This window comes from Tahibacter sp. (genome assembly GCF_035481375.1).
In the GTDB taxonomy this organism is placed as follows: Bacteria; Pseudomonadota; Gammaproteobacteria; order Xanthomonadales; family Rhodanobacteraceae; genus Tahibacter.
In genome coordinates this window covers 12,456-37,963 of sequence record NZ_DATIGT010000131.1, presented here as the reverse complement: position 1 = coordinate 37,963, position 25,508 = coordinate 12,456, and the positions used below count along the sequence as shown (strand labels likewise).

18 protein-coding genes are annotated in these 25,508 nt (G+C 68.6%); 14 read left to right on the top strand and 4 right to left on the bottom strand.

Annotated features, from left to right (window positions below; translation table 11 throughout):
* Window positions 1-7: 7 nt before the first annotated feature.
* The 5 genes from VLF18_RS08860 to VLF18_RS08840 are packed head-to-tail and all read left to right on the top strand — an operon-like array spanning window position 8 to window position 12,595.
* A complete protein-coding gene (locus VLF18_RS08860; RefSeq protein WP_325279268.1) occupies window positions 8-2,065 on the top strand; it encodes a methyl-accepting chemotaxis protein in 2,058 nt (685 codons plus the stop codon).
* A 40-nt stretch (window positions 2,066-2,105) separates the two neighbouring features.
* Window positions 2,106-2,978, top strand: a complete 873-nt coding sequence (locus tag VLF18_RS08855; RefSeq protein ID WP_325279267.1) for a protein-glutamate O-methyltransferase CheR — start codon at window positions 2,106-2,108, stop codon at window positions 2,976-2,978.
* 11 nt (window positions 2,979-2,989) lie between these two features.
* On the top strand, window positions 2,990-9,853 hold the full coding sequence (locus VLF18_RS08850) for an Hpt domain-containing protein (protein ID WP_325279266.1): 6,864 nt from the start codon (window positions 2,990-2,992) through the stop codon (window positions 9,851-9,853).
* Window positions 9,846-12,125, top strand: a complete 2,280-nt coding sequence (locus tag VLF18_RS08845) for a chemotaxis protein CheB (protein WP_325279265.1) — start codon at window positions 9,846-9,848, stop codon at window positions 12,123-12,125. The genes VLF18_RS08850 and VLF18_RS08845 overlap by 8 nt, the downstream gene beginning before the upstream one ends.
* Window positions 12,126-12,133: 8 nt before the next feature.
* Window positions 12,134-12,595, top strand: coding sequence for a chemotaxis protein CheW (locus tag VLF18_RS08840; RefSeq protein ID WP_325279264.1), 462 nt, complete (start codon window positions 12,134-12,136; stop codon window positions 12,593-12,595).
* Window positions 12,596-12,830: 235 nt separating this feature from the next.
* Here VLF18_RS08840 and VLF18_RS08835 read toward each other — a convergent pair whose 3' ends face one another.
* From VLF18_RS08835 to VLF18_RS08820, 4 genes are all read right to left on the bottom strand, one after another.
* The gene (locus tag VLF18_RS08835; protein ID WP_325279263.1) at window positions 12,831-13,571 is read right to left on the bottom strand and encodes a 16S rRNA (uracil(1498)-N(3))-methyltransferase; all 741 of its coding nucleotides are present in this window, start codon (window positions 13,569-13,571) and stop codon (window positions 12,831-12,833) included.
* A 115-nt stretch (window positions 13,572-13,686) separates the two neighbouring features.
* Entirely contained in the window at window positions 13,687-14,736 is a 1,050-nt protein-coding gene (locus VLF18_RS08830; RefSeq protein WP_325279262.1) for a DUF6607 family protein, read from the bottom strand.
* A 21-nt stretch (window positions 14,737-14,757) separates the two neighbouring features.
* Window positions 14,758-17,010: a TonB-dependent hemoglobin/transferrin/lactoferrin family receptor gene (locus tag VLF18_RS08825; protein ID WP_325279261.1), complete on the bottom strand. Its 2,253-nt coding sequence runs from the start codon at window positions 17,008-17,010 to the stop codon at window positions 14,758-14,760.
* A 528-nt stretch (window positions 17,011-17,538) separates the two neighbouring features.
* Window positions 17,539-18,903: an adenosylmethionine--8-amino-7-oxononanoate transaminase gene (locus VLF18_RS08820; RefSeq protein WP_325279260.1), complete on the bottom strand. Its 1,365-nt coding sequence runs from the start codon at window positions 18,901-18,903 to the stop codon at window positions 17,539-17,541.
* Between the two features lie 50 nt (window positions 18,904-18,953).
* Here VLF18_RS08820 and gspG point away from each other — a divergent pair, with 50 nt between their 5' ends.
* From gspG to VLF18_RS08775, 9 genes are all read left to right on the top strand, one after another.
* Entirely contained in the window at window positions 18,954-19,406 is a 453-nt protein-coding gene (gene gspG / locus VLF18_RS08815) for a type II secretion system major pseudopilin GspG (protein WP_325279259.1), read from the top strand.
* An 11-nt stretch (window positions 19,407-19,417) separates the two neighbouring features.
* Window positions 19,418-19,957: a type II secretion system minor pseudopilin GspH gene (gene gspH, locus VLF18_RS08810; RefSeq protein ID WP_325279258.1), complete on the top strand. Its 540-nt coding sequence runs from the start codon at window positions 19,418-19,420 to the stop codon at window positions 19,955-19,957.
* A gap of 4 nt (window positions 19,958-19,961) precedes the next feature.
* Window positions 19,962-20,327 (top strand): type II secretion system minor pseudopilin GspI, encoded by a 366-nt coding sequence (gene gspI, locus VLF18_RS08805; RefSeq protein ID WP_325279257.1) that lies wholly within the window; start codon window positions 19,962-19,964, stop codon window positions 20,325-20,327.
* Entirely contained in the window at window positions 20,324-20,941 is a 618-nt protein-coding gene (gene gspJ / locus VLF18_RS08800; protein WP_325279256.1) for a type II secretion system minor pseudopilin GspJ, read from the top strand. Before gspI ends, gspJ begins: the two co-directional genes overlap by 4 nt.
* On the top strand, window positions 20,941-21,867 hold the full coding sequence (gene gspK, locus VLF18_RS08795; protein ID WP_325279255.1) for a type II secretion system minor pseudopilin GspK: 927 nt from the start codon (window positions 20,941-20,943) through the stop codon (window positions 21,865-21,867). Before gspJ ends, gspK begins: the two co-directional genes overlap by 1 nt.
* Before the next feature lie 88 nt (window positions 21,868-21,955).
* Window positions 21,956-23,128 (top strand): type II secretion system protein GspL, encoded by a 1,173-nt coding sequence (gspL, locus tag VLF18_RS08790; protein ID WP_325279254.1) that lies wholly within the window; start codon window positions 21,956-21,958, stop codon window positions 23,126-23,128.
* The gene (locus VLF18_RS08785; RefSeq protein ID WP_325279253.1) at window positions 23,125-23,613 is read left to right on the top strand and encodes a type II secretion system protein M; all 489 of its coding nucleotides are present in this window, start codon (window positions 23,125-23,127) and stop codon (window positions 23,611-23,613) included. The genes gspL and VLF18_RS08785 overlap by 4 nt, the downstream gene beginning before the upstream one ends.
* A 46-nt stretch (window positions 23,614-23,659) precedes the next feature.
* On the top strand, window positions 23,660-24,427 hold the full coding sequence (locus VLF18_RS08780) for a type II secretion system protein N (protein WP_325279252.1): 768 nt from the start codon (window positions 23,660-23,662) through the stop codon (window positions 24,425-24,427).
* A 10-nt stretch (window positions 24,428-24,437) separates the two neighbouring features.
* Complete coding sequence (locus VLF18_RS08775; protein WP_325279251.1) at window positions 24,438-25,223, top strand: inositol monophosphatase family protein; 786 nt, start codon at window positions 24,438-24,440, stop codon at window positions 25,221-25,223.
* Window positions 25,224-25,508: the final 285 nt, after the last annotated feature.

Here is a 25,508-nt window from a genome sequence, read left to right as displayed (position 1 = left end):
TGAAGGCATGAGCACAACATCGGGGGCCGTCAAGGAGCGTGCGTCAGGCACGAACACTTGGCTGATCATTCTTCTGCTGCTGGCACTCGCCGTGGCCGCGGTCGACTTCTTCCTGCTCAACAAGAAGAACAACGACGACCGCAAAGCCGTCGCGCTGACCACGCAGATCCAGGTGTTGTCGCAGTCGATCGCGAAGTACGCATCGGAGTCCGCGGGCGGCAACATCGACGCCTTCAAGGAACTCGAGGCGACGCGCAACAACATCGACAAGTACATCCAGGCGCTCAACAGCGGCGCGGATGCGGTCGGTCTGGTCGACACCAACTCCAAAGGCATGCCGGGCTACGCCGACGAGCAGATCGTCGCGAAACAGCTGCAGGAACTCGGCCGCGCCTGGGCCTCGCTCAACACGAACGCGACGAAGATTCTCGGCAACAAGGAGCTCGTGCTCAGCTCCGCGGCGACCGCGACCGACTTCTCCGGCCAGATCCCGATCCTCAACTCGCGCATGGACGAGGTGGTCAACATCCTGACCAACCGCAGCGGCACGACGCAGCAGGTGCAGATCTCGATGCGCCAGATGCTGCTTGCCGACCGCATGATCCGCCGCGTGCAGGAAATCCTGCTCGGCGGCCAGGGCGCCCAGTCCGCCGCCGACGGCTTCTCGCGCGACGCGCGACTCTACGGCGCGGTCCTCAACGGCCTGATCAACGGTTCTCCCGACTTCAACATCAAGGCACTCGACAACGCCAACGGCCGCGAAATCCTGACCGACATCTACGCAAAGTGGACCGGCATGGCCGAACCGGTGCAGAAGATCCTCGATTCCGCGTCGAGCCTGCAGGAAGTCAAGGAAGCCGCCGACAACATCTTCCCGGAATCGCAGACGCTGCTGCTGCGCGCGAACGACGTCGCGATCAAGGTCGGCGAACTCGCCAACTCGCGCTGGTTCCCGAACGTCTGGTGGGGCCTCGCCGCCGCCGCGATCGCCGCCGCACTGCTCGTCGTCCTGCTGATCGCCCAGGCACGCGACCAGCGCCGCCGCTATTCGGTCACCGCCGAACTGAACCAGCGCAACCAGGAAGCCATTCTGCGGCTGCTCGACGAAATGGGATCGCTCGCGGAAGGCGACCTCACCGTCAAGGCGACCGTTACCGAGGACATCACCGGCGCGATCGCCGACTCGGTCAACTTCGCGGTCGAAGCGCTGCGTTCTCTCGTCACCACGATCAACGAAACCGCCGTGCAGGTGTCCGCCGCCGCGCAGGAAACGCAGGCGACCGCCATGCACCTCGCCGAAGCGGCGGAACATCAGGCGCAGCAGATCACCTCGGCCTCGGCGGCGATCAATGAAATCGCGGTGTCGATCGACGAAGTGTCGAAGAACTCCGCCGAATCGGCGGACGTCGCACAGCGCTCGGTGCAAATCGCGTCCAAGGGCGCGGCGATCGTGCGCCAGACGATTCAGGGCATGGACTCGATCCGCGACCAGATCCAGGAGACCTCCAAGCGAATCAAGCGCCTCGGCGAGTCGTCGCAGGAAATCGGATCGATCGTCGAACTGATCAACGACATCGCGGAACAGACGAACATCCTCGCGCTGAACGCGGCCATCCAGGCAGCGTCGGCGGGTGAAGCGGGCCGCGGCTTCGCGGTCGTCGCCGACGAAGTGCAGCGACTCGCAGAACGCGCGTCGAACGCGACGAAGCGAATCGAAACGCTGGTCCAGACGATTCAGTCGGACACGAACGAAGCGGTCAGCTCGATGGAGCAGACGACCGCGGAAGTGGTGGCCGGTGCACGACTGGCCGAGGACGCAGGCCTGGCGCTGGGCGAGATCGAAAAGGTCTCGAACGACCTCGCCGACCTCATTCAGAACATCTCCGAGGCGGCGCGTCAGCAGTCCGCCGCGGCGACGAACATCTCGGCCACGATGAACGTGATTCAGGAAATTACGACGCAGACCTCGCTCGGTGCGAGCCAGACGGCCGAGTCGATCGGCAACCTGGCCCAGCTCGCTGCGGACCTGCGACGCTCGGTGGCGGACTTCAAGCTGCCGACCTGACGTCGGCAGCTTGATCTACGGATGAGGTGAATCGGCGCGCATGGCCCTCGCGATAGGCAATTGGTCGGCGCTCTCTGCCCTCCCGGGCATGGATGACGCCGAGTTCGCGCGCTGGGCGGACATGCTCGAACGGCGGACGGGCGTCGTCGTGCCGCCGGCGAGGAAGCCCTTCCTCGTCACCGCCGTGCGCGGACGCATGCGCGAGACCGGCCACGAACGCTTCGACGACTACTACCGCGATCTGCACAAGGTGCCCGAAGGCGCGATCGAATGGACCACGCTGGTCGACCGGCTCACGGTCCACGAGACGCACTTCTTCCGGCACCAGCCCTCGTTCGACCTGATCGCCAACGAATGGCTGCCGCGCCTCGTCAAGAGCGGCAGCCAGGACGCGCTGCACGCCTGGAGCGTGGGCTGCTCGACCGGCGAGGAGGCGTACACGCTCGCGATGGTGCTCGACCGCCACATCAGCGCGCTCAACGACGCGCGCGTGTACTTCGGCGTGACCGCGACCGACGTGAGCCAGCCGGCGCTGTCGGTCGGCCGGTCCGGACTGTATCCGCGCACGAAGTTCAGCGAGATTCCGCCGGACTACCGCGAACGCTATGCAGAGGAAATCGACGCCGACTCGTTCCAGATCCGCGAGTCGCTGCGCAAGCGCGTCGGGTTCGCCCAGTTCAACCTGCTCGACGTGGCGCGCGCGCCGCTGAAGCGGCTGGATTTGATTTTTTGCCAAAATGTATTGATTTACTTTGCACGGGATCGTCGGCGCGAGCTGCTCGGCGCGCTGGCGGGATTGCTCAAGCCCGGCGGCCTGCTGGTGCTGGGCGCCGGTGAGGTCACGAACTTCGCGCATCCCACGTTGAGCCGCGTGCCGCATCGGCAGGCGCTCGCCTTCCTGCGCAACCGCTGAGAGAAAAGCGCATGAGACTGCAAGACGACATCGACTTCACCACGCTCAACTGGGTCAAGCAGGAGCTGGACGAGACCCTGAAGCAGGCGCGCCAGGCGCTGGAGGCGTATGTCGACGATCCCGCCGACTCGAGCCTCATGCGCTTCTGCGCGACCTACCTGCATCAGGTGCAGGGCACGCTGCGCATGGTCGAGCTGTACGGCGCCTCGATGGTCGTCGAGGAAATGGAACGTCTCGCGCAGACGCTGCTCGACGGCGAGATCCGCCAGAAGGAAGAAGCCTATTCGGTGCTGATGCGCGGCATCGTGCAGCTGCCCGACTATCTCGAGCGTCTGCAGAGCGGCCACAAGGACATTCCGATCGTCCTGCTGCCGCTGCTCAACGACCTGCGCGCGGTGCGCGGCGAGGAACTGTTCTCCGAGAGCGTGCTGTTCTCGCCCGACCTGACGCTGCCGCTGCCGGCGAGCGCGAACGGCGCCGCGCAGCCGATGAACGAGGGCGAGCTCAAGCTGACCGCCGGGCGCCTGCGCACCGCTTATCAGGTCTCGCTGCTGAAATTCCTGCGCGCTGCCGATCCGCGCCTGGAAACCGACAAGCTCATCGATCTGCTCGGCCGCATTCAGTCGATCAGCCACGCCGTCGAACCGCGCCGCGTCTGGTGGATCGGCACGTCCGTGCTCGAAGGCGTCGGCGCCGGCGCGATCGAAGCCAGCCCCGCGGTGAAGCTGCTGTTCGGCAAGGTCGACCGCGAGATCAAGCGCCTCGTCGATGCAGGCGAGGCCGCGTTCCAGGCCGCGCCGCCGCGCGAACTGCTGAAGAACCTGCTGTATTACGTCGCGCACGCGAACGGCAGCTCGCCGCGCCTGGCCGAAGTCCGCCAGGCGTTCAAGCTGCAGTCGCTGCTGCCGAGCGAGAAGGAACTCGAACACGCGAAGGGCTCGATCTCGGGTCACAACCGCGCGCTGCTCGACACCGTTTCGCTCGCGATCAAGGACGACCTGCTGCGCGTCAAGGAAGCGCTCGACATCTTCCTGCGCGCGCAGGGCAACGATCCGTCCGAACTCATGGCCCAGGTCGACGTGCTCGACCGCGTCGGCGACACGCTCGGCATGCTCGGTCTCGGCGTGCCGCGGCGCGTCGTCGTCGAGCAGCGCAGCATCGTCGAGGAAATCGCCAACAAGACCCGCACGCCCGACGAGAGCACCTTGCTCGACGTCGCCGGCGCGCTGCTCTACGTCGAGGCCTCGCTCGACGACCACATCGACCGTCTCGGCGCCGACACGCCGGAGGACACCGGCAGCGGCGGCATGGAACTGCCGAAGGCCGAAGTGCGCAAGATCCTCGACGCGCTGATGAAGGAAGCGACGACGAATCTCGTGCAGGCGAAGAACGACATCGTCGCGTTCATCGAGTCGCCGTGGGATCACGCCAAGGTCGAACAGATTCCGCGCCTGCTCGAGGAAGTCTCGGGCGCGCTGCGCATGCTCGACCTGCACAAGCCGTCGGAACTCATGCACGGCCTCGTGCGGTTCATCGAGGTCGAACTGCTGCGCTGGCGCCGCGTGCCGACGGCCGAGCAGATGGACAAGCTTGCCGACACCATCGCGTCGATCGAGTACTACCTCGAAGCGACCCGCGACCAGCGCGCGGGCCGCGAAAAGATTCTCGACGTCACGCGCGAGAGCCTCGAGGCGCTGGGCTACTGGCCCGTGCCCGAGGAAAGCGACGAACCCGAACCGCCGCCGCCGTCGCGCGCGCCGGTTCCCGACGGCCTCGCGATGGAACTGCCGTCCGCCGGTGCGGCCGCTGCCGCGGCGGCGGCTTTCGACGCGCCGCGCGCCGAGCGCGGCGACAGCGCGCCGATGCGCGCGATCGACGAAGCGCCCGCGACGCCGATCGCGCCGGTCGAGGCGCGCGCAGCCGATCTGTCGATCGGCCAGTTCGTTTCGTTCGCCGAAACGCTGCCCGAAGGCCGCCATCCCGGCATGCGCGGCGAGATCGAATTCGCGCCGACCGCGCCGGATCTGCCGAGCGTCGAGATGGATCTCGGCGGCGACGTCGACGACTTCGTTGCGCGTCTGGGCCAGCCCGAGGCCGAACCGGTCCGCGAAGACCTCGGATTTGCCGAGCCGGAGCCCGAACCGTCGCATGAACTCGAAGTCGCAGTCGAGATCGCGCCGGGCGGCGGACTCGAAGCGCTCGTCGTCGGCGAACCTGCGTTGCCGCCGGAATCCGCACAGGATCTGACCGGCCTGCGCTTCACTGAAACCGAGCCGACCCAGCCGCCGCAGGCTCCGCCCGCGCCGGTCGTGGTCGCGCCGCCGGCACCGCGCTTCCGCACGATCGAGATCGAAGAGGAAATCGAAGAAGAAGTCGAAGACGCCCCCGGTACGCCGGCCGCCGCCGACGCGAGCTTCCAGGCCGTCGCCTCCGACGACATCGACGAGGAAATCCGCGAAGTCTTCGTCGAGGAAGTGCAGGAGGAAATCGACAACCTCAACCGCCACATGCCGGTGTGGAAGGCCGACCTGAACGACTTCGAGCGCCTGAAGCCCGTGCGCCGCTCGTTCCACACGCTGAAGGGTTCCGGCCGTCTCGTCGGCGCGATGGCGCTCGGCGAGTTCAGCTGGAAAGTCGAGAACATGCTCAACCGCGTGCTCGACAAGACCATCCTGCCGAACGTGCCGGTCGTGACCATCGTCGACCAGGCCGTCGCGGCGCTGCCGGAACTGCTTGCGGCACTGCGCGGCGAAGGCGCGCCGACGTCGGACATCGCCGGCATCATGGCCGTCACCGACAAGCTCGCCGCCGGCGAAGAAGCCTGGCTCGCGCCGGCCCGCAAGCGCACGAAAATCGTCAAGCGCAAGATCAAGCGCCTCGTCGAGGTGCCGGTCGAGCCCGAACCCGTCGTCGCGGCCGCGCCGGTCGCGCCGGCGCCGGTCGAGCTCACGCGCACGCTCGACATCGATCGCGAGATCGTCTCCGAACCCGCCGTCGACGAAAGCGCCGCCGGGCTGCCCGCCGTCGGTCCGCTGCCGAACATCGACCCGGTGCTGTTCGACATCCTGCGCAGCGAAGTCAGCCAGCATCTGGCCGTCATCGACGGCTTCGTCGACAGCTCGTCGCAGAAACCGCAGGTCGCGACCGATACGCTGCTGCGCTCCGTGCACACGCTGCACGGCGCGATCGCGATGGTCGACATCCCGGTCATCAGCCACGTGCTCGCGCCGCTCGAGGGCTATATCAAGCGCCTGCGCGCGCGCGAAGCCGCGCCGGAGCCGTCGGGTCTCGCCGCGCTGCGCGACGCGAGCGACCTCGTGCGTCACGTCATGGAGTCGCTCGAACGCGGCCAGCTCGAGATGCCCGAGTCCGAAGCGCTGATCGAGCGCATCGTCGCGCTGCGCGACGACCTGCCCGAGCCCGAACTCGCGCACATGCTCTACGTCCCGCACGACGAGGACGACGCGGTCGAGACGGCCGCTGCCGTGGCGAACGACGTTGCAGCGAACGAAGCGGCCGACGCGGCCGCGATCGAAACCATCGAACTCGCCGCCGAGCCCGAAGCCGCGATCGAACTCGCGACGTCCGCTGCCGAGAGCGGCTTCAGCTTCGATCTGCGCGAGCCGGAACAGGCCGACGCGACGCTCGACGAACTCAGCTTCGCGCTCGAAGGCAGCTTCGCCGACGATATTCCGAACGCCGCCGTGACCGGCGAAGCCGTCGGCGGTGACGTGCAGGTCGAGGAAATCTCGCTCGACGATCTCGCCGCGCTCGATTTCGCCGGACTGCGCACCGACAGCCGCCGCGACGGCGACGCGCCGGACCTCGACAGCATTTCCGGCGACAGCGTCGGCGTCACCGGCTCTGCCGAAAGCGACGTGGCGATGCTCGACAGCCTGTTTTCCAGCGATGAACAGGCGCAGTTCGACGCGATGCTCGCGTCGGCCGCGCCGGCGACGACCAGCCCGTTCGCCGATATCTCGGCGGATTCCGCCGATGCGCTGAGCTTCGACGCCGCGGAACTCGACGCGCTGCTCGCCAGCGAAGCGAAGGCCGAAGCCGACGCCGCGGCCCGCGCCGAGCAGGCCCGTGCCGAAGCCGAAGCGGCCGCACGCGCCGAATTCGAAGCCGCCGAGCGCGCCTCCGCGCAGGCGCGCGAACTGGCGCAGGCGCAGGAACGCGCCGAGACCGAGGCCCGCGAAGCCGCCGAAGCGCAGGCTCGTGCGGCAGCCGAAGCCGCCGAGGCCGAAGCCGCCGCCGAGCAGGCGCGTCGCGATGCCGAGCAGCGTGCCGCCGCCGAACAGGCCGCCGCGGCCGAAGCAGCTGCAGCTGCAGCTGCCGAGAGCGAACGCGCCGAGATGCAGGCGCGTACGAGTGCGACGCACAATATCGTGCTGCCGCCGATCGCCGACGATCCGCAGCCCGAAGGCAAGCTCGATCTGCCCGACATGGACGAGGATCTGCTCGAGATCTTCGTGCAGGAAGGCAGCGACATTCTCGATCACTCCGACGGCCTGATCGCGCGTCTGCGCGAGTCGCCGCAGGATCGCGAGATCGTGACCGGCATCCAGCGCGACCTGCACACGCTCAAGGGCGGTGCGCGCATGGCCGGCCTCGCGCCGATCGGCGATCTCTCGCACTCCATGGAATCGCTGCTCGAAGCGATCAGCGAAGGCCGTCGCGGCATGGACCGCACGACCGTCGAATCGTTCGAGCGCGGTTTCGACCGCCTGCACGCGCTCGTGCAGCGCATCGCGAAGCGTCAGGCGATCGCGATGCCGGAACACGCGATCGCGCGTTTCGAAGCGCTGGTTTCCGGCGACCTGTCGAGCCAGATGGCTGCCGGAACCGCGCCGGCCGGCGACGACACGGTGCGGAAAGCGCCGATGCCTCGCATCGTCGATACGCCCACGGCCGCCGACAACGCGGCCGCGGCCGCGGCGAAGGCGCCGCCGCGTCCGGCCGGGCCGCTGCGCCCGGGCGCGCTGCCGCCGATCGAGGACGACGAACCGCGTCCGGCGCAGGAAATGATCCGCGTACGCTCGGATCTGCTCGACTCGCTCGTGAACTACGCCGGCGAAGTCTCGATCTACCGCTCGCGTCTCGAACAGCAGGTCACGACGTTCCGCTTCAACCTCGTCGAGTTCGAACAGACCGTCTCGCGACTGCGCGAACAGCTGCGCAAGCTCGAAATGGAAACCGAAGCGCAGATCATCGCGCGCTACCAGCGCGAGCATCACGAGCCCGGCGAGACCGTGTTCGATCCGCTCGAACTCGACCGCTTCTCGCAGCTGCAGCAGCTCTCGCGCGCGCTCGGCGAGTCGGTGTCCGACCTTGTGTCGATTCAGAACCTGCTCGACGACCTGACGCGCCAGTCGGAAACGCTGCTGCTGCAGCAGTCGCGCGTGAGCTCGGACCTGCAGGAAGGTCTGATGCGTACGCGAATGGTGCCGTTCGATTCGCTCGTACCGAGCCTTCGCCGCACCGTGCGCCAGGCCGCTCAGGAAATCGGCAAGCGCGCGCAGCTCAAGGTCGAAGGCGCCCAGGGCGAAATGGACCGCAACCTGCTCGAGCGCATGAAGGCGCCGTTCGAGCACATGCTGCGCAACGCACTGGCCCACGGCATCGAATCGCCGGAAGACCGCACGAGCGTCGGCAAGAACCCGGAAGGCACGGTCACGATCCAGGTCAGCCGCGAGGCGACCGAAGTCGTGCTGCGCGTGTCCGACGACGGCCGCGGCATGGACCGCAACGCGATCCGCAAGAAGGCGATCGAGCGCGGCCTGCTCAATGCCGAAGCGCAACTGTCCGACCGCGACCTCTACGCGTTCATTCTCGAAACCGGCTTCTCGACGGCCGAGCAGGTCACCCAGCTCGCCGGCCGCGGCGTCGGCATGGACGTCGTGCACAACGAGATCAAGCAGCTTGGCGGCGGTCTGACGATCGACTCCGAACGCGGCAAGGGCTCGGTGTTCACGATCCGCCTGCCGTTCACGCTCGCAGTCACCCAGGCGATTCTCGTGCGTCTGGGCGAAGCGACATACGCGATCCCGATGTCGTCGGTGCAGGGCGTCGTGCGTATCGGCCGCGAAGACCTCGAACGCCGCCTCGGCATGCCGAACCCGGTCTACGCCTATGCCGGTGAAGAATTCCACATCTACGAACTGGCGCAACTGCTCAACGTGCCGGTGCCGCGCGCGATCGACGAGGCGCAGGTGCCGCTGCTGATGACCCGCACCGGCGACCAGCGCGCCGCGGTGCGCATCGACGGCGTCATCGGTTCGCGCGAAGTCGTCGTCAAGTCGGTCGGTCCGCAGATCAGTTCGGTCGCCGGCATCTTCGGCGCGACCATCATGGGCGACGGCTCGGTCGTCATGATTCTCGATCTCGCGCCGCTCGTGCGCCGCTTCGTCGCGCTGCGCGCGGCCAGCGTCGAGGCCGGCGTCGACATCGCGACCCTCGCGCCGCAGCCGGTCGCCCCGCCGGTCGAGGAACGCCGCCAGCCGCTGGTCATGGTCGTCGACGACTCGATCACGATGCGCAAGGTCACGACGCGCGTGCTCGAACGCAACGACATGGACGTGATCACCGCGAAGGATGGCCTCGACGCGGTCGAGAAGCTGCAGGACAAGGTCCCCGACCTCATGCTGCTCGACATCGAAATGCCGCGCATGGACGGCTACGAACTCGCGACCTACATGAAGAACGACCCGCGCCTGAAGCTCGTGCCGATCATCATGATCACGTCGCGTACCGGCGAAAAGCATCGCCAGCGCGCGTTGGAAATCGGCGTCGAGCGCTATCTCGGCAAGCCGTACCAGGAAGTCGATCTGCTCCGCAACGTGCAGGAAACCTTGAGGTTGAGCCGTGCCTAATTCATTCGATCGCGACGAGACGGTGAGTGTTGCGCTGCTCTATCAGACCAGCCAGCTCGAAGGCCATCTGAAGGAAGCGCTCAAGGAACTCGGTGCCGCCGTCGTCTACGAGGCGCTGACCGCACAGATGGATCGCGACGCGCTCGAGGGTTCCGGCGCGAACGTCGTCATCGTCAATCTCGATCCCGAGATCGAGTCGCATCTCGACGAGGTCTACGACCTCCTCGACGACGACCGCTACAACGTCGTGTTCAACGACGCGCAGGTTTCCTCCGAGCTGTCGGGCTGGGAACAGGCGCGCTGGTCGCGCCATCTCGCCGCGAAGATCATGGGACGCCCCGAAGTCGCCGATCCGCCGCGACCGGCCGGTGCCGAGGCGCCGCCGTCGCCGGTGCAGAAGATCGCGCGCGGCATTCCCGACGTGGCGCAGCAGGCACCGGCGTCGCACACGTTCCCGACCGACACGGCCGCTGCGGCGATGTTCTCGAACGAGGCCGGGCTGTCCGACGCGCTGGACCAGCTGTTCGGCCAGGCCGCCGCGCCCGCCGCAAAGGCCGCGCCCGCCGCGAAGTCCGCACCGGCCCCGGTGCCGACGCCCGCACCTGCCGCGGCACGAGCCGCTCCGCCGCCGGCTGCACCGCCGCCTGCTGCGGATTTCGGCTTCGACTTCGACGAACTGCTTGCGGGTTCGACCGCGCCGGCCGCTCCGGCGGCTCCCGCATCGTCGTCGGCTCCGACGCTGGAATTGCCGTTGCCGCCGGCTTCCGGCGAGCTGGATTTCGATTTCGATCTGGCGCCGATGCCTTCGGCGCCGGCGAACACCGCGAGCGACTTCGATCTCGACCTCGATCTGGACAGCACGCCGGCAGCGCCCGCGGCGCCCGCGGCGAGAACGTCGGGTTTCGATCTCGATTTCGATCTCGGCGCGCTCGACATTCCCGAGCCGTCGATTCCGGTCACGCGCGGCGCCGAGGCGCGCGACGTCGCGGCCGATTTCGGCTTTTCCGAGAGCGATTTCGGCGGCGATCCGTTCGGGGCACTCGATGCCGCATCGCCGTCGACGACGGCCGCCGCCGACGTCGATACCGATTTCAGTTTCGGCGCCGAACTCGATGCATTGTTCGACACGCCGGCGGCACCCGCGGCCGCCGCGCCGACGGCCGAACTCGTCGATTTCGATGCGGCGTTCGGCGTGCCTGCCGAGGGGGCTCCGGCCGATGCCGATTTCGTCGCGAACATCCCGACCGCACGCGACGTGGAACCCACCCCGGCGCCGGCCGCACGCAAGTTCGAGATGCCGAAAGACCTTTCGAACTGGTCGCTTGAGCCGCTGAGCGAAGGCGACGACGACGTGCCGGCGGCAACGCCCGCCGCGCCGGCGCCGCCGCCGAAGCCCGAAGAGTTCGGCGTGCAGAAGATGTCGGCCGAAAGCTTCCTGTCCGGCGGCAACTGGTCGCTCGAGTCGATGGAAGAAGCCGAGGCCGCCGACGCTGCGCCGGGCAAGCCCGCGACGCCGGCAGTCATCGTCGAAAAAGTCGACGCGCAGCAGTACCTCGCTCCGGAAGGCGGCGACGCGAGCAAGTTCGACTTCGACACGTCGCTGAAGCTCGATCTGATGCCGTTGGAAGAAGCCGTGTCGCCCGAGCGCGAACGCAACGATTTCGTCGTCGAGCATCGTCTCGACGGCTCGTCGGCGTCCAAGCCGGTGCGCCGCGTCATCGTGCTCGGCGCCTCGATCGGCGGGCCGGAGGCGGTGCGCGAATACCTCTCGGGCCTGCCGGCGCGCTTCCCCGCGCTGTTCGTGCTGGCCCAGCACATGGGCGCCGAGTTCCTCGAACTCATGGCCGCGCAGCTCGCCAAGGCCACGCCGCTGACCGTGCGCGCACCGGGCCACGGCGAACGCGTGAGCCACGGCGAAGTCGTCGTCGTGCCGACCACGCACCGCATGCTCATCGACGAGGCCGGCGTCGTGCAGCTCGCGCACCTGCCCGAGGCGTCGCCGTACTCGCCGTCGATCGACCTGATCGTGCGCGACACCGCCGACCGCTTCGGCAGCGCCGCGACGCTGATCATCTTCTCGGGCATGGCCCACGACGCGATCGAGGGCGCCAAGCACCTCGCCGCGAAGGGCGGCCAGGTCTGGGTGCAGGATCCCGACACCTGCGTCATCAGTTCCATGGTCGACGGCGCGCGCGACGCGGGCGTCGTCAGCTACACGGGTTCGCCGTCGGAACTCGCCAAACAAACCATCGCAGTCATCAGCAAGGCCTGAGAGCGCATATGGACACTCCCCGAGAGATCCGCGGCGTATTGATCCCGATCACGAACGGCCGCGTGCTGCTGCCGAACGCCACCGTGGCCGAGGTCATCACGCTTGCCAATGTGGAAAAGATTCCCAATGCGCCGGAGTGGATTCTCGGGCGCCTGTCCTGGCGCGGCTGGCGCCTGCCGCTGTTCTCGTTCGCGATCCTGTCGGGGCTGACCCACGAGGAAGGCTCGACCGGTGCGCGCGTCGCCGTGCTCAAGGCCATCGGCGGCCACGCCAAGATGCCGTTCATCGCGATGCTGACCCAGGGCTTCCCGCGCCTGACCACGGTCAGTGCGGAACTGCTGATCCCGACCGGCGACGAACACCATCACCCGCACGGCGTCCGCGCCCAGGTACTCGTGCGCGACGACCAGGCCGTGATCCCCGATCTGAACCAGATCGAGACCTTGATGGCCGACGCCCTCGCCGCGTAACGCGATCGTTTTTGTAGGGCGCAATAAGCAAAGCGCATTGCGCCATCCGCACGTGACGAAGCGCCGAGGCCCACTTGGCCACGGCGCAATGCCCTTCGGTTGTTGCGCCCTACGAAGGCCTCGCGGCGCGCCGAACCATTCGGCGTAGGGCGCAATACGCAAAGCGCATTGCGCCATCCACAAGGACGAAGCGCCGGGGCCCGCCGAGTCAGCCCTCGCCATCAATCCCGCACCGTCAGACGAAATCGCCGGCCACCGCCTGCAGCGCCGCAATCGCCGCGATCCCGGCCGTTTCGGTCCGCAGAATGCGCGGGCCGAGTCGCAGACCGCGAAAGCCGGCGTTGCGCGTGATCGCGACGTCGTGATCGGACAGGCCGCCTTCGGGACCGACGAGCAGGATCGCGCCGTCCGGCAGCGCGCCCAGGTCCCGCGGACCGGCATCGGCTTCGGGAATCAGCGCAAAGCGCGCGGCCGTGTCGGCCGGCGTCAGCGACGCGCACCAGTGCACGAGCTTCTGCGGTGCGAGCACGTCGGGCAAGGTGTTGCGGCCGCATTGCTCGCAGGCCGCGGCGACTACCGAGGTCCAGTGCGCGAGCCGCTTGCCCGCACGGTCCTCGTCGAGGCGCACTTCGGTGCGTTCCGTTACGACCGGCACGATGCGGACGACACCGAGCTCGGTCGCCTTCTGCAGGATCCAGTCCATCTTTTCGCCGCGCGCGACGCCCTGGACCAGGGTCAGCGCGAGCGGCGACTCGCGCGAGACCTCGCGCCGGCCAACGATCCCGGCCGTGACCGCGCGCCTGGCCACTGTCGCGAGCCGCGCGTCGTACTCGGCGCCGTCGCCGTTGAACAGGATCAGCGGATGTCCCGATTCCAGCCGCAGTACGCGGGCCAGATGGTCGCCGGCCTGCTCGGGCAACTGCAGGACATCGCCGGCCTGCAGCGGTTCGGGTACGTGGATACGGGGAATGCGCATGAAGAGCGGCCGGGCAGGGCACTGCATTGTCGGCAAGGCCCGGGCCGCTGGCAATTGCACGACGACCGCGCGGCTCGCGCCGCGCGGTCGTCGGATTACGCGGATGCCGGTGCCGTCACTGCGCCGCGGCGGTCGCCTTCGCGTCCTGCGGGGCGAGCGCGCGCGCGAGCACGGCATCGATGTCGGCGCGCGATACCGTCTCGCCGTTGCCGGCCTTGTCGGCCAGCGCGAACAGCGCCTCGAAGCGCGGCCGTTCGTCGAGCATGTGCTGCAGGTCGTACGCCTTGCGCTCGCGCGCGGCGTCGGCCCAGGCGGCGCGGACGTCGCGCCAGAAATTGTGCGTCTTTTCCCAGTAGGCGCGGCCCGGCGAGAAATCGATCGACGTCGTGCGCTCGTAGCTGTTGATGCCGACCTCGCGGACCAGCGCCGTCGTCCTGCCGTTCGCATCGAGCAGCAGCTTGGCGTTGTCCTGCTCGTGCATCCAGCCGCCCGGCGTCAGCGTGTGGCGATTGATCGCGCCGAGCACCTGATAGTCGTTGCGCTTGGTGTATTCGCGCCGCGGCAGCGGCCGCCAGGTGAAGTCCGACGTCCATGCGTCCACGCCGTTGGCATGATCCCAGCGGCCGACGCCTGCATAACGCGGCGCGTCGTCGACTTCGTAGACCGACTGCGACCAGGCGCCGCGCGCGCGATCCGCCGCGACCGGTGCGAGCTCGAAGTGATTGCGGCCGCGGAACACGAGCACGTCCTTGGGCTCGTACTGCCAGTCCTGGCGCCAGTGCTTGATGACCATCGCGTCCTTGCCCTTGCCCGCGACGAGGATGTGCTGCAGCGCGATGAAATCCCCGCGGTCCTCGACGACGAACACGAATTCGTCGCCGCCGGAGCGCTGCGCGGCCTTCGGCGCGTAGCCGGGCTTGAGCGCCAGCGTCTCGTCGAACGCGAACTTCACGCGAAACTCGCCGACCATGCCGAGAATGCTGCGCCGGTCGCATTCGAACGCAGCCTGCCGCGTCGCCGGCACGTCGTCGCAGGGGCGCTGGTACGTCGCCGGCGCGGTTGTCGCCGGCGCGAGGCCGGACAGCGCCGGCGTGCGCTTCGTGCCGCCGGTCGCGGCGCAGCCGGCGCCGAGCAGCAGCATCGCGGAAATCATCAGAAAACGCATTGTATAATTCTCCCGATTTACTCAGTCGAAGGCGAGCTTGAAGCCGGCGCTCGCGGCACGGCCCGGCGCGCTGTAGCGGTCGATGGCCGCGGTCACGGACATGCCGCGCACGCTGTTCCATTCCCAATAGCGCTTGTCGCCGATGTTGGTCAGGCCCGCGTACAGCGTCAGTGACGGCAGCGGCTCGTAGTGCACGTAGGCGTCGACGACGCCGTAGCCCGGCGCGGCGAAGGCCGTGCCGCTCGCGGCCGGCGCGAGGCGGGTCTTCTCGCGCACGAACGTCGCAACGACTTCCGCGCCCCATTGCGCCGCTTCGTACGAAAGACCCAGCACCGCCTTGGCCGGCTCGATGCTCGTCAGCGGCACGTCGCGCACGCGGTCGTCGCCCCTGGCGGTCGCGAGCGAGGTGCGGACCTCGAAGCCTTCGAGCGCGTCGCTGAAACGGCCGAGCCGCAGTCCGGCGCTGGCCTCGGCGCCGCGGATGTCGACGCGGCCGATGTTGCGCGACTGGAACAGCATGAGACCAGTTTCCGGATCGGTGCCGATGTTGACCAGCGACTCGATGAAATCCTTGTAGCGGTTGCGATAGGCCGCGACGCTCGCATAGCCCGCGTCGCCGTCGACGCGCAGCCCGACTTCGCCGCCGCGGCTCGTCTCGGGCTTGAGGTCCGGATTCGGCAGCGCGGTGTAGCCGAACTGCAGGTTGGTGAAACCGACGTTGACGTCGCTGTAGGGCGGCGCGCGGAAACCCGTCGTGAGCTGGCCGTAGACGCGCCAGTTCTCAGAAAATGTGTAGATCGCCGCAAATTTCGGCGATACGCGATCGCTGTCGAGCTGCACCGGTTCGACGCCGGGATTGTCTTCCTCGAACACCGGATCGCGGCGCGGATCGATCTCGAAACGGTCGTAGCGCAGCGCCGGCACGAGATGCAGGCGGCCGTCGGCGAGACCGATGTCGTCCTGCACGAACAGCGCCGTGCGCGAGGTATCGGTCAGCGGGAAGTCGCGCACCGGGAACACGTCGGGCGACACGACGTTGGTCACCGTGCCCGTGGTCAGGTTGCGCTGGAAACCGTCGCGCTGCTCGCGGATGCGGCCGACTTCGTACTCCGCGCCGTAGGCGAGATCGTGCGTCGCCGCGCCGGTCTCGAAGCGCTTGTGCGCGAGCGCTTCGACGCCGTGCTCGCGCTGTTCGTACTCGAAGCGGCGATAGCGCGAGATCGGATTCGTCGGCGTGCCGGTCGCGAGGTTCGCGCGGTCTTCGAACGTGTCCTGGCGCGTGTCGCTGGTCTGCGTGTAGATGCGCCAGTCGAGCGTGTCGGCGAAACCGCCGCCGAAGGTATGCAACTGATCGAACGACAGGCGCGCGCGTTCCTTGCGGTCGTCCGCGTCCAGGCGCGTGTACAGCATGGGCGCGCCGCCGACGCTGCGTACGCCGAGCTGGTCGAGCGCATTCGTCGTCGAGTCGCTGCGCGACGCATCGAGCGTCACGCGCGAGAAGTTCTTCGCATCGCCGTAGACGTACTTCGCAAGCAGCGCATTGCTGTCGGTGTCCTGCGGATTGGGCCGCGTGCGCGTGCTGCCGAACGAATCGCGCTCGCCACGGTTGTTGAGCTGGCGTCCGTCGCGATGCGTCAGCACCGCGACGAAGCCGTGCCGGCCGTTCTGCACGGCGCCGGTGACGCTTTCCGTCGACTGCCGGTCGGCGCTGTCGTACAGGCCCTTGATGCCGACGTAGCTGCCGTCCGCGCCATCGGCGACATAGTCGACCGGGTCCTTGGTCACGAAGCTGACGACGCCGCCGAGCGCATCCGAGCCGTGCAGCGCCGATGCGGCGCCGCGCACGATCTCGACGCGCTTGAGCGAATCCAGATCGACGAAGTCGCGTCCGGCGCTCGAAAAGCTGCCGATCGCGAACGCGTCGGATGCACTGACGCCGTCCACTTCGATGCGCACGCGATTGCCGTCGAGGCCGCGGATTGCGAATCCGCTGAGCCCGAAGCGCCCGCCGCCCGTGACGCTGACGCCGGGCTCGTAGCGCACGAGGTCGCGCAGATCCTGATTGAGGCGACGGTCCATGTCCTCGCGCAGCAGCACCGTCGTTTCCGCGGCAACGTCCTTCACCGCCTGCGCGGCGAACGTCGCCGAGACGATGATGCGTTCGAGCTGGTCATAGGTTTCCGGCGATGCGGCCGGCGCTGGAGCGGGATCGGCGCGCAGCGGCGCCGCAGCGATCGCGCACGCGATCGCCAGAGAGAGGCGAGTCAACGACATAGAACGAAGTCAGCCTGTAATGCGGTGGACGCGGCTGGCGGCGTTCGTCGTCGAACACGGCTGGCGATACGCGGAAGTCAAATTTCAGTTAATGATAATGATTCTTGATTGCATGTCAAACGGGGTGGGAGTCTTGGAGTCGGGAATCGTAAAAAGAAAAAAACGCGAAAATTCTCCCCGAAACGGAACGCGCGCTCCGTTCCAATTCCCGCCTCCCCGTTCCCGATTCACGGCTGCTCAAATTCATTCGCAGAAATCCGGTCGTACTCCAGCTTCGCCGCGGCCACGTCATAGTTGCTGCCGCTGATGTACGAATAACCGCTGACGATGACGCCGCCGGCGTCGAAGCCGGAAGCCTCAGCCGCCGAACAGGTCGCCGTCGGCCGCAAAGGCCGGCACGGCGCAGAAGGACATCAGACCCGCGCAGGCGGCCGACAAGGAACGATGCTGGCGCATGACGCGTGCTCCCCGCAGTGATTCGGTTGCGGGTACGTACGCGGCGCGCCCGGCGCGGGGATCACGCCATTGTCAGGTCACCGCGCGCTCGATGCCGTCGCGCGCGACGCGGACCATGGCCGCGATCTGCTCGGGCGTGATGACGTAGGGCGGCATGAAATACACGACGTTGCCGAGCGGCCGCAGCAGCATCTCGTGCTGCAGGCCGTGCCGATAGACGCGCAGTCCGCGGCGTTCGGCGGACGGGAACGGTTCGCGCGTGCGCCGGTCGCGGACGAGTTCGACTGCCGCGATCATGCCGGTCTGGCGCACGTCGGCCACATTCGGATGCTCGCGCAGCGGGTCGAGCTCGCGCGCGAGGCACGCGGCGAGTTCGCGATTGCGCGCGATGACGGGCTCGTCGCGGAACAGCTCGAGCGTCGCGAGCGCCGCGCGGCAGGCCAGCGGATTGCCGGTATAGCTGTGCGAATGCAGGAACGCCTTGCCGCTCGCGTACTCGGCGTAGAACGCGTCGTAGACGATCTGCGTCGTCAGCACGGCCGACAGCGGCAGCATGCCGCCGGTCAGTCCCTTGGACAGGCACAGGAAATCCGGCGTGATATTGCCTTGTTCACAAGCGAACAAGGTTCCCGTGCGGCCGAAACCGACGGCGATCTCGTCGGCGATCAGGTGGATCCCGAATTCGTCGCAGAGCGCGCGCAGTCCGGTCAGATAGCTCGGGTCGTACATGCGCATGCCGCCGGCGCACTGCACGAGCGGTTCGACGATGACCGCGCAGGTCTGCGCCGCTTCGCGCTCGAGCAGCGCGCGCAGATCGGCCAGGCGCCGCGCCGCGACCTCGCGCGGCGTTTCGCCGGGCTCGCCCTCATAGGCGTCGGGCGACGGCGCGAGCAGTGGACGCAGCAGCAGCGGTGCATAGGTCTCGCGATACAGCGGAATGTCGGTAACCGACAGCGCGCCGAGCGTTTCGCCGTGATAGCCGCCGCCGAGCGCGATGAACTGCTGCTTGCCGCCGCGGCCGAGATTGCGCCAGTAGTGGAAACTCATCTTCAGCGCGACTTCGACCGCGCTCGAGCCGTTGTCCGCATAGAACACGCGCGCGAGCCCGGGGGGCGCGACGCGAACCAGCGCCTCGGCGAGTTCGAGCGCCGGTTCGTGCGTGAAGCCGGCGAGCATCACGTGATCGAGCGTGTCGAGCTGGCGCTTCAGCGCGGCGACGAGATGCGGATGCCGGTGGCCGAACACGTTGGTCCACCATGAGCTGACCGCATCGAGATAGCGGTTGCCGTCGGCATCGTGCAGCCAGACGCCTTCGGCCCGGACGATGGGCAGCAGCGGCAGGGTTTCGTGGTCGTGCATCTGCGTGCAGGGATGCCAGAGCACGGCGAGGTCGCGCGCGGCAAGCGCGGCGTTGGAGCGGGGCAGGGGAGACGACATGGCTTTGCTATGATCCTCGACGTTTTCCCCGGCTCGCAAGAAGGCTACGCATGATCGCCGTTCCCGCTGTCCGTCCCGCGCGCGCCGCGATGCGCGGTTTCACCCTGATCGAAGTGCTCGTCGTCGTCGTGATCCTCGCCATCCTCGCCGCCGTCGTCGTGCCGCGCGTCATGGAGCATCCGGGCGAAGCGCGCGTCGCGCGCGCCAAGGCCGACATCCAGGCCATCGTCACCTCGCTCAACACCTACAAGCTCGACAACTTCGCCTATCCCGCGACCGAGCAGGGCCTCGAAGCGCTGGTCAGCAAGCCCAGCGGCGCGCCGGAAGCGCCGAACTGGCGCAAGGGCGGCTACCTCGACGGCGTGCCGAAGGATCCCTGGGGCCGCAACTATCTCTATCTGCACCCGGGCTCGCACGGCGACATGGACGTCTACACGCTCGGCGCCGACGGCAAGCCCGGCGGCGAAGGCGAAGCGGCCGACATCGGCAACTGGAAGACCTGAGCATCGCAGCCGTGCGCGCGTCGCTCGCAGCGCGGCAGACGTCCGCCGCCGGCATCGCGCCGGCGCGCGGCTTCACGCTGATCGAAATCCTCGTCGTCGTCGTGATCCTCGCGGTGCTTGCCGCCGCGGTCAGCATCGCGCTGTCGGGCGCCGGCGGCGAACGCCAGCTCGAACGCGAGGCCGAGCGCCTGCAGGCGCTGATCGGCTACGCCTGCGAACACGCGGAGATCGGCGGCATTCCGGTCGGCCTGAGTCTCGTCGACGGCGGCTACGCGTTCAGCCGGCGCGACGGCGAAACCTGGAAACCGTTCGAGCAGGGCGAGCTGCGCGACCGCCGCTGGCCCGGCAACGTGCGCGTGGAACTCAGCCGCGACGGCAAGCGCATCGAGATTCCGCCGCAGCCGCCGGAAATCCCGCCGGTGGTCTGCTTCGCGTCGGGCGAACTCACGCCGTTCCGTCTCGAACTCGGTCTGCCCGATCTCGCCCTGCGCTGGCGCCTCGACGGCCGCCTCGACGGCGACGTGCAGCGGGAGCGTCGCGATGCGCATTGAACGCATGCGCGGATTCACCCTGCTCGAAGTGCTGATCGCGCTCGTCGTGCTCGGCCTTGCGCTGACCGCGCTCGTGCATGCGGCCGGCGTCAGCGCGCGCGACTTCGCCGGCCTGCGCGATCGCAGCTACGCCGGCTGGGTCGCTGCGAACGTCGTGACCGAGGCGCGGCTCAAGGACCGCATTCCGGCAACCGGCCGCCGCGACGGCCAGCAGCGGTTCGCGGGCCGCGAATGGTTCTGGCGCCTCGATGTCGCTGCAACGCAGGATGCGCGCATCCGGCGGCTCGACGTGCACGTGTTCGCCGATCGCGAGCGCACCGATCCCGTCGCGCAGCTGACCGGCTTCGCCGGCGACAGCGTGCAGCCATGACGATGCGGCGCGCGTTGCGCGGCTTCACGCTGATCGAAGTGCTCGTCGCGACGGCGGTGTTCGCGATCATGTCGGGGCTGGCCTGGGGCGGCCTCAACGCGGTCATTCGCGCGCGCGAAGCGCTGGTGGCCGAACAGCAGGATTTCGCGCATACGCTGCGCGCGGTCGGCATGCTCGAACGCGATCTGCTCGGCGCGGTCGCGCGTCCCGTGCGCGGCAACTACGGCGAACCGCTGCCGGCGCTGCAGGGCGACGGCGACCATCTCGAACTCACGCGGCTCGGTTTCGCAAGCTCGCTCGTCGATGCGCGTTCGAGCCTCGAGCGCGTCGTCTATCAGCAGGACGGCAACACGCTCAAGCGCGGCCGCTACGCCGTGCTCGACCGCGCCGCCGGCAGCCTGCCGGAATTCACGAACGTGCGCGATCGCGTGCGCCGGCTGCATCTGCGCTACATGGATGCGCAGGGCCGCTGGCTCGACGCCTGGCCGCGCCGCGACGACAAGCCCGACGCGCTGCCGCGCGCGATCGAGTTCCGCCTCGACATCGACGGCGTCGGCGAGATCGGCCGCCTGATCGAGCTGCCGTCGGGCACGGCGACGGTCGGAGGCGTCTGATGCGCGCGCACCGCGGCGTCGCACTCGTGGTCGCGCTGCTCGTCGTCGCGCTGGCGACGGTGCTGATCGCGGGCCTGCTCGATCGCGGCGAACTCGCCGCCGCGCGCACGCGCAACCTGCTGCGCAACGAACAGGCCGATGCCTATTCGCGCGGCCTGGAGCTCTATGCCGCGCGCGTGCTCGAGAAAGACCTCGAACAGAACCGCAACGACTCGGCCGGCGATCTCTGGGCCATGCCGCTGCCGCCGACCGACGTGCCCGGCGGACGCATCGCCGCGCGCATGCGCGACATGAATGGCTGCTTCAACCTCAACAACCTGCTTTCCGGCGACGGCAACGAGGCCGAGTGGCGCGAACGCTTCCGGCGCCTGCTGACTGCGCTGCGGCTCGACCCGACCCTGACCGAAACCGTCATCGACTGGATCGATGCCGACGGCGAACCCGGCGGCGGCGGACACGGCAGCGGCGCGGAAGACAGCGTCTACGGCGCGGCCGTGCCGTCGTACCGCGCGGCCAACCGCAGCTTCGCGCATGCCTCGGAACTGCGCCTGCTGCAGGGTTTCGGCGGCAGCGTCTATACGGCGCTCGCCCCGCACGTCTGCGCGCTGCCGCGCGGCAGCCTGCTGAACCTCAACACCGCGACCATCCCGGTGCTGCAGTCGCTGAATACGCGCATCACCGAAGAGGTCGCGCGGCGCCTCTGGGACGAAGGACGCGCGAACTGGGAAGGCGTCGGCGAGTTCCGCCAGGAACTGCTGAACCTCGCGATTCCGTTCGACGCGACGCAGGAACGCGGCCTCACGACCTCGAGCCGCTATTTCCTCGCGCGCGGCGACATCCAGCTCGACGGCCTGCTGTTCCATCCGACCAGCCTGATCGACCGCGAACGCGGCGTCCGCGTGCTGCAGCGCTCGCGCGGCGACTGATCCCGGTTGCGGCCTGCGTCACGCCGCGCGTCCCGGCCGTCCCGCGGCCTGCTGCTACAATCCCGCGGTCCCGTCCCGCCCGGTCCCTATGTCGCAACGTCTGCTGATACGCCTGCACTCCCACGGCCGTCATGCCTGGCTCGTGCCTGGCGCGTCGACCGCCTCGACCGCAGGCCTGCCGCCGGCCGAGGCCGTCTCGCGCGCGCAGCAGATCGTCGTGCTCGTTCCCGGTGCCGAAGTCGTGCTGCTCGACGCGCCGGCCGTCAGCAAGAACCGCGCGCAGCTTGCCAAGGCCGTGCCGTTCGCGCTCGAAGACCAGCTGGCCCAGCCGGTCGAGGAACTGCAGTTCGCGCTGGCCGCCCGCGTCGACGGCGCGACGGTCGGCGTCGCCGCGGTCGCGCACGAACGGCTCAGGCGCTGGCTCGCCGAACTCGCCGAGGCCGGCATCAGTCCCGACGTGCTGCTGCCCGAACCGCTCGCGCTGCCGGTGGGCCATCTGCTGATCGAAACCGGCAATGCGCAGCTGCGCCTCGGCCCGTGGCGCGCCGCGGCGATGGAACCGGACCTGCTGGCCGAGTGGCTGGAATTCGCCGACGACGGCAGCCTGCCCGAGATCGAAGTCTTCGACACGCGCTTCCAGCCGCGTCAGGCCTTGCCGCTGCCGGTGCGCGCGTATCACGAACGCCAGGGTGATGAGCTCGCGCTGCTCGCGCGCGGCGTCGGCGCCGAGCCCGTGCTGAATCTGCTGCAGGGCGCCTACGCGCCGCGCCATCGCAGCGCGCCGGCCGCGCGCTGGTGGCGCCGCGCCGCGGCCGCGGCCGCCGCCTTCGTCGTGCTCGCCTTCGTCCAGCTCGTCGTCGAACGCTTTGCGCTCGTGCGCGAGTCCGACCGTCTCGACGGCGCGATGCGCGGCGTGCTCGTGCAGAGTTTTCCGGAAATGGAAAAAGTCGCCGGCGATCCGCCCGCGCTGATGAAGAGTGCGCTCGCGCGGCTCGGCGGCGGCGAGTCCACCGGCGGCCTGCTGCGCACGCTCGGCCAGATCGCGCCGATACTCGGCTCGACGACGCGGCTGACGACGCGCGGCATCGAATTCCGCAACGGCACGCTCGAACTCGCCGTGACCGCGCCCGACGTGCCGACGCTCGACTCGCTGCGCGAACGGCTGACCACGCTGCCGGGCCTCAAGGTCGAACTGACTGCCGCGAACCCGAGTCAGAACGGCGTCGACGGCCGCATGCGCCTGACCGGAGGCACGCCATGATGCGCGAGTGGTGGAATGCGCGCGACGCGCGCGAACGCCGCGTGCTGTCGATCGGCGGCGGCGTCACCGCAGTGCTGCTGTTCTGGGCGCTGGTCTGGTATCCGCTGCAGCGCTCGCGCGCCGAGCTTCGCGTGCGCGTGGAAACGCAGCGCAGCGATCTCGCGCAGATGCGCAGCGATTCCGCGCGTGTCGCGCAGCTCCGCGGCCTCGGCGCGCGCGCCAAGGTCGAACGCCAGGGCAAGTCGCTGCTCGCGCTGGCCGACGCGACCGCGCGCGGCGCGCAGCTCGCGAACGAACTGCGCCGCGTCGAACCGGTCGGTCCGAAGAGCGTGCGCGTCAGCCTCGAAGGCGCCTCGTTCGACGCGGTCGCCGACTGGCTCGAAGGCCTGTCGCGCGACTTCGGCGTCGTCGCGGCCGACTTCTCGGCCGACCGCGCCGAGGGCAACGGACGCGTCAACGTGCGCGTAACGCTCGAAGAGCCGTAATCCTGTCGTGCCCTCCCGCCTTCCACTACCGCGATAACGAAACCGCATGAAACTGCTGCGCCGTCTGTTCCTGTTGCTGCTGCTGCTCGTCGCGATCGGCGGCGTCATCGCCTGGACCCTGCCTGCGGAACTCGCGCTGCGCTGGCTCAAGCCCGATCTCGGTCCGCTGCGCCTGTCGGGCATTTCGGGCACCGTGTGGAAGGGCCAGGCCTCGTCGGCCAGCGCGTTCGCCACACCGCTCGGCGCATTGCAGTGGTCGGTCGACAAGTCGCCGTTGCTGCTGCGCCGCGTCGCCGCGCGCGTGAACCTGAGCGGCGGCGCGCTCGCGCTGAACGGCGACGTCACGCGCGATGCCGACGGCAGCGTGCTCGTGCAGAACATGAGCTTCCAGCTGCCGGCCGAAACCGCAGCGCCGGCGCTCGACATTCCCGCGCTGAAGCTCCATGGCACGATCGACGGCCGCATCGACGACGCGCGGCTCGCGAACGGCTGGGTCAGCGGCGCACGCGGCAGCGCGCGCTGGCGCGAAGCCGCGGTCAGCGGCGAAGCCGAGGCGCGCCTGGGCGAGCTGCTCGCCGAATTCTCCTCGCAGCCCGACGGCAGCATCGCCGGCACGGTCAAGGACGACGGCAGCAGCAACCTCGAAGTCGCCGGGCAGTTCGTCGTCAACTCGGGCCAGTTCAGCGCGACCGCGCGGCTCGTCGCGCGCAACGGCGATCCGCAGGTCGCCGAGGCGCTGCGCTACATCGGCGAGCCGCAGCCCGACGGCAGCAGCCTGCTCAAGATCAGCGGCCAGCTGTTCAAGCTGTTCTGAGACCGCCGCGATGAATCCGACGCCGGAGTTCCTCGACCGCGCACTCGATGTCGCGCGCGATGCGGCCGGAGCCGCAACGCAGGTCATCCGCCGCTACTACCGCGACGGCTTCGACGTCGAGATCAAGGCCGACGAGACCCCGGTCACCATCGCCGACCGCGAAGCCGAGGCCGCGATCAAGCACGTGCTGCGCGCGGCGTTTCCCGATCATGCGTTCTACGGCGAAGAAGAAGGACGCGAAGGCGACAGCGACTGGCTCTGGCTCATCGACCCGATCGACGGCACCAAGAGCTTCGTGCGGCGCTATCCGTTCTTCTCGACGCAGATCGCGCTGATGCATCGCGACGAACTCGTGCTCGGCGTGTCGAGCGCATCAGAATACGGCGAAATCGCCTGGGCGCGCCGCGGCGGCGGCGCCTGGCTCAACGGCCAACGCCTGCAGGTCTCCGGCGCGAGCGACTTCACCGCGCAGACCGCGATTTCCTTCGGCAACGTCAAGACGCTGTCGCGCGACGCACGCTGGACGGCGCTCGCCCGCATGGTGCAGCGCTGCGGCCGCACGCGCGGCTACGGCGATTTCCTGCACTACCACCTGCTCGCGCGCGGCTGCATCGATCTCGTCGTCGAGTCCGACGTCAACATCCTCGACATCGCGCCGCTCGTCGTGATCCTGCGCGAAGCCGGTGCCGCGTTCACCGATCTCGACGGCAACGCGCCGGGTCTCGGTACGACCAGCGTGCTCGCCGGGCCGCCGGCGTTGCACGCGAAGGCGCTGGCCGAGTTTTGCGCGGCTTGAGCCGCGCCGCACGACGCGCGACGTTATATCTTTGTATATAAACTGGTTGCTCGACCGCGCAGCTGTCCGTTCGGTCGTGTGCGCGATGTGGCCTTGCCGCCGGATGTCTGCGCGCCAAGCTCGCTTCTCGGCGCCGGCGGCGTCGATGCGGAATGTTGCAAAGTGAACCTTGTTCCCGCGCGTCGGCGACTTCATGCTCGCCTGTATTCGTGCGTCGCAGTGCTGTTGCATCCCCTCGCAGAAGGCAACGCCGCGGCAGCGTTGAGTCCGCACGCGCTGCACGAA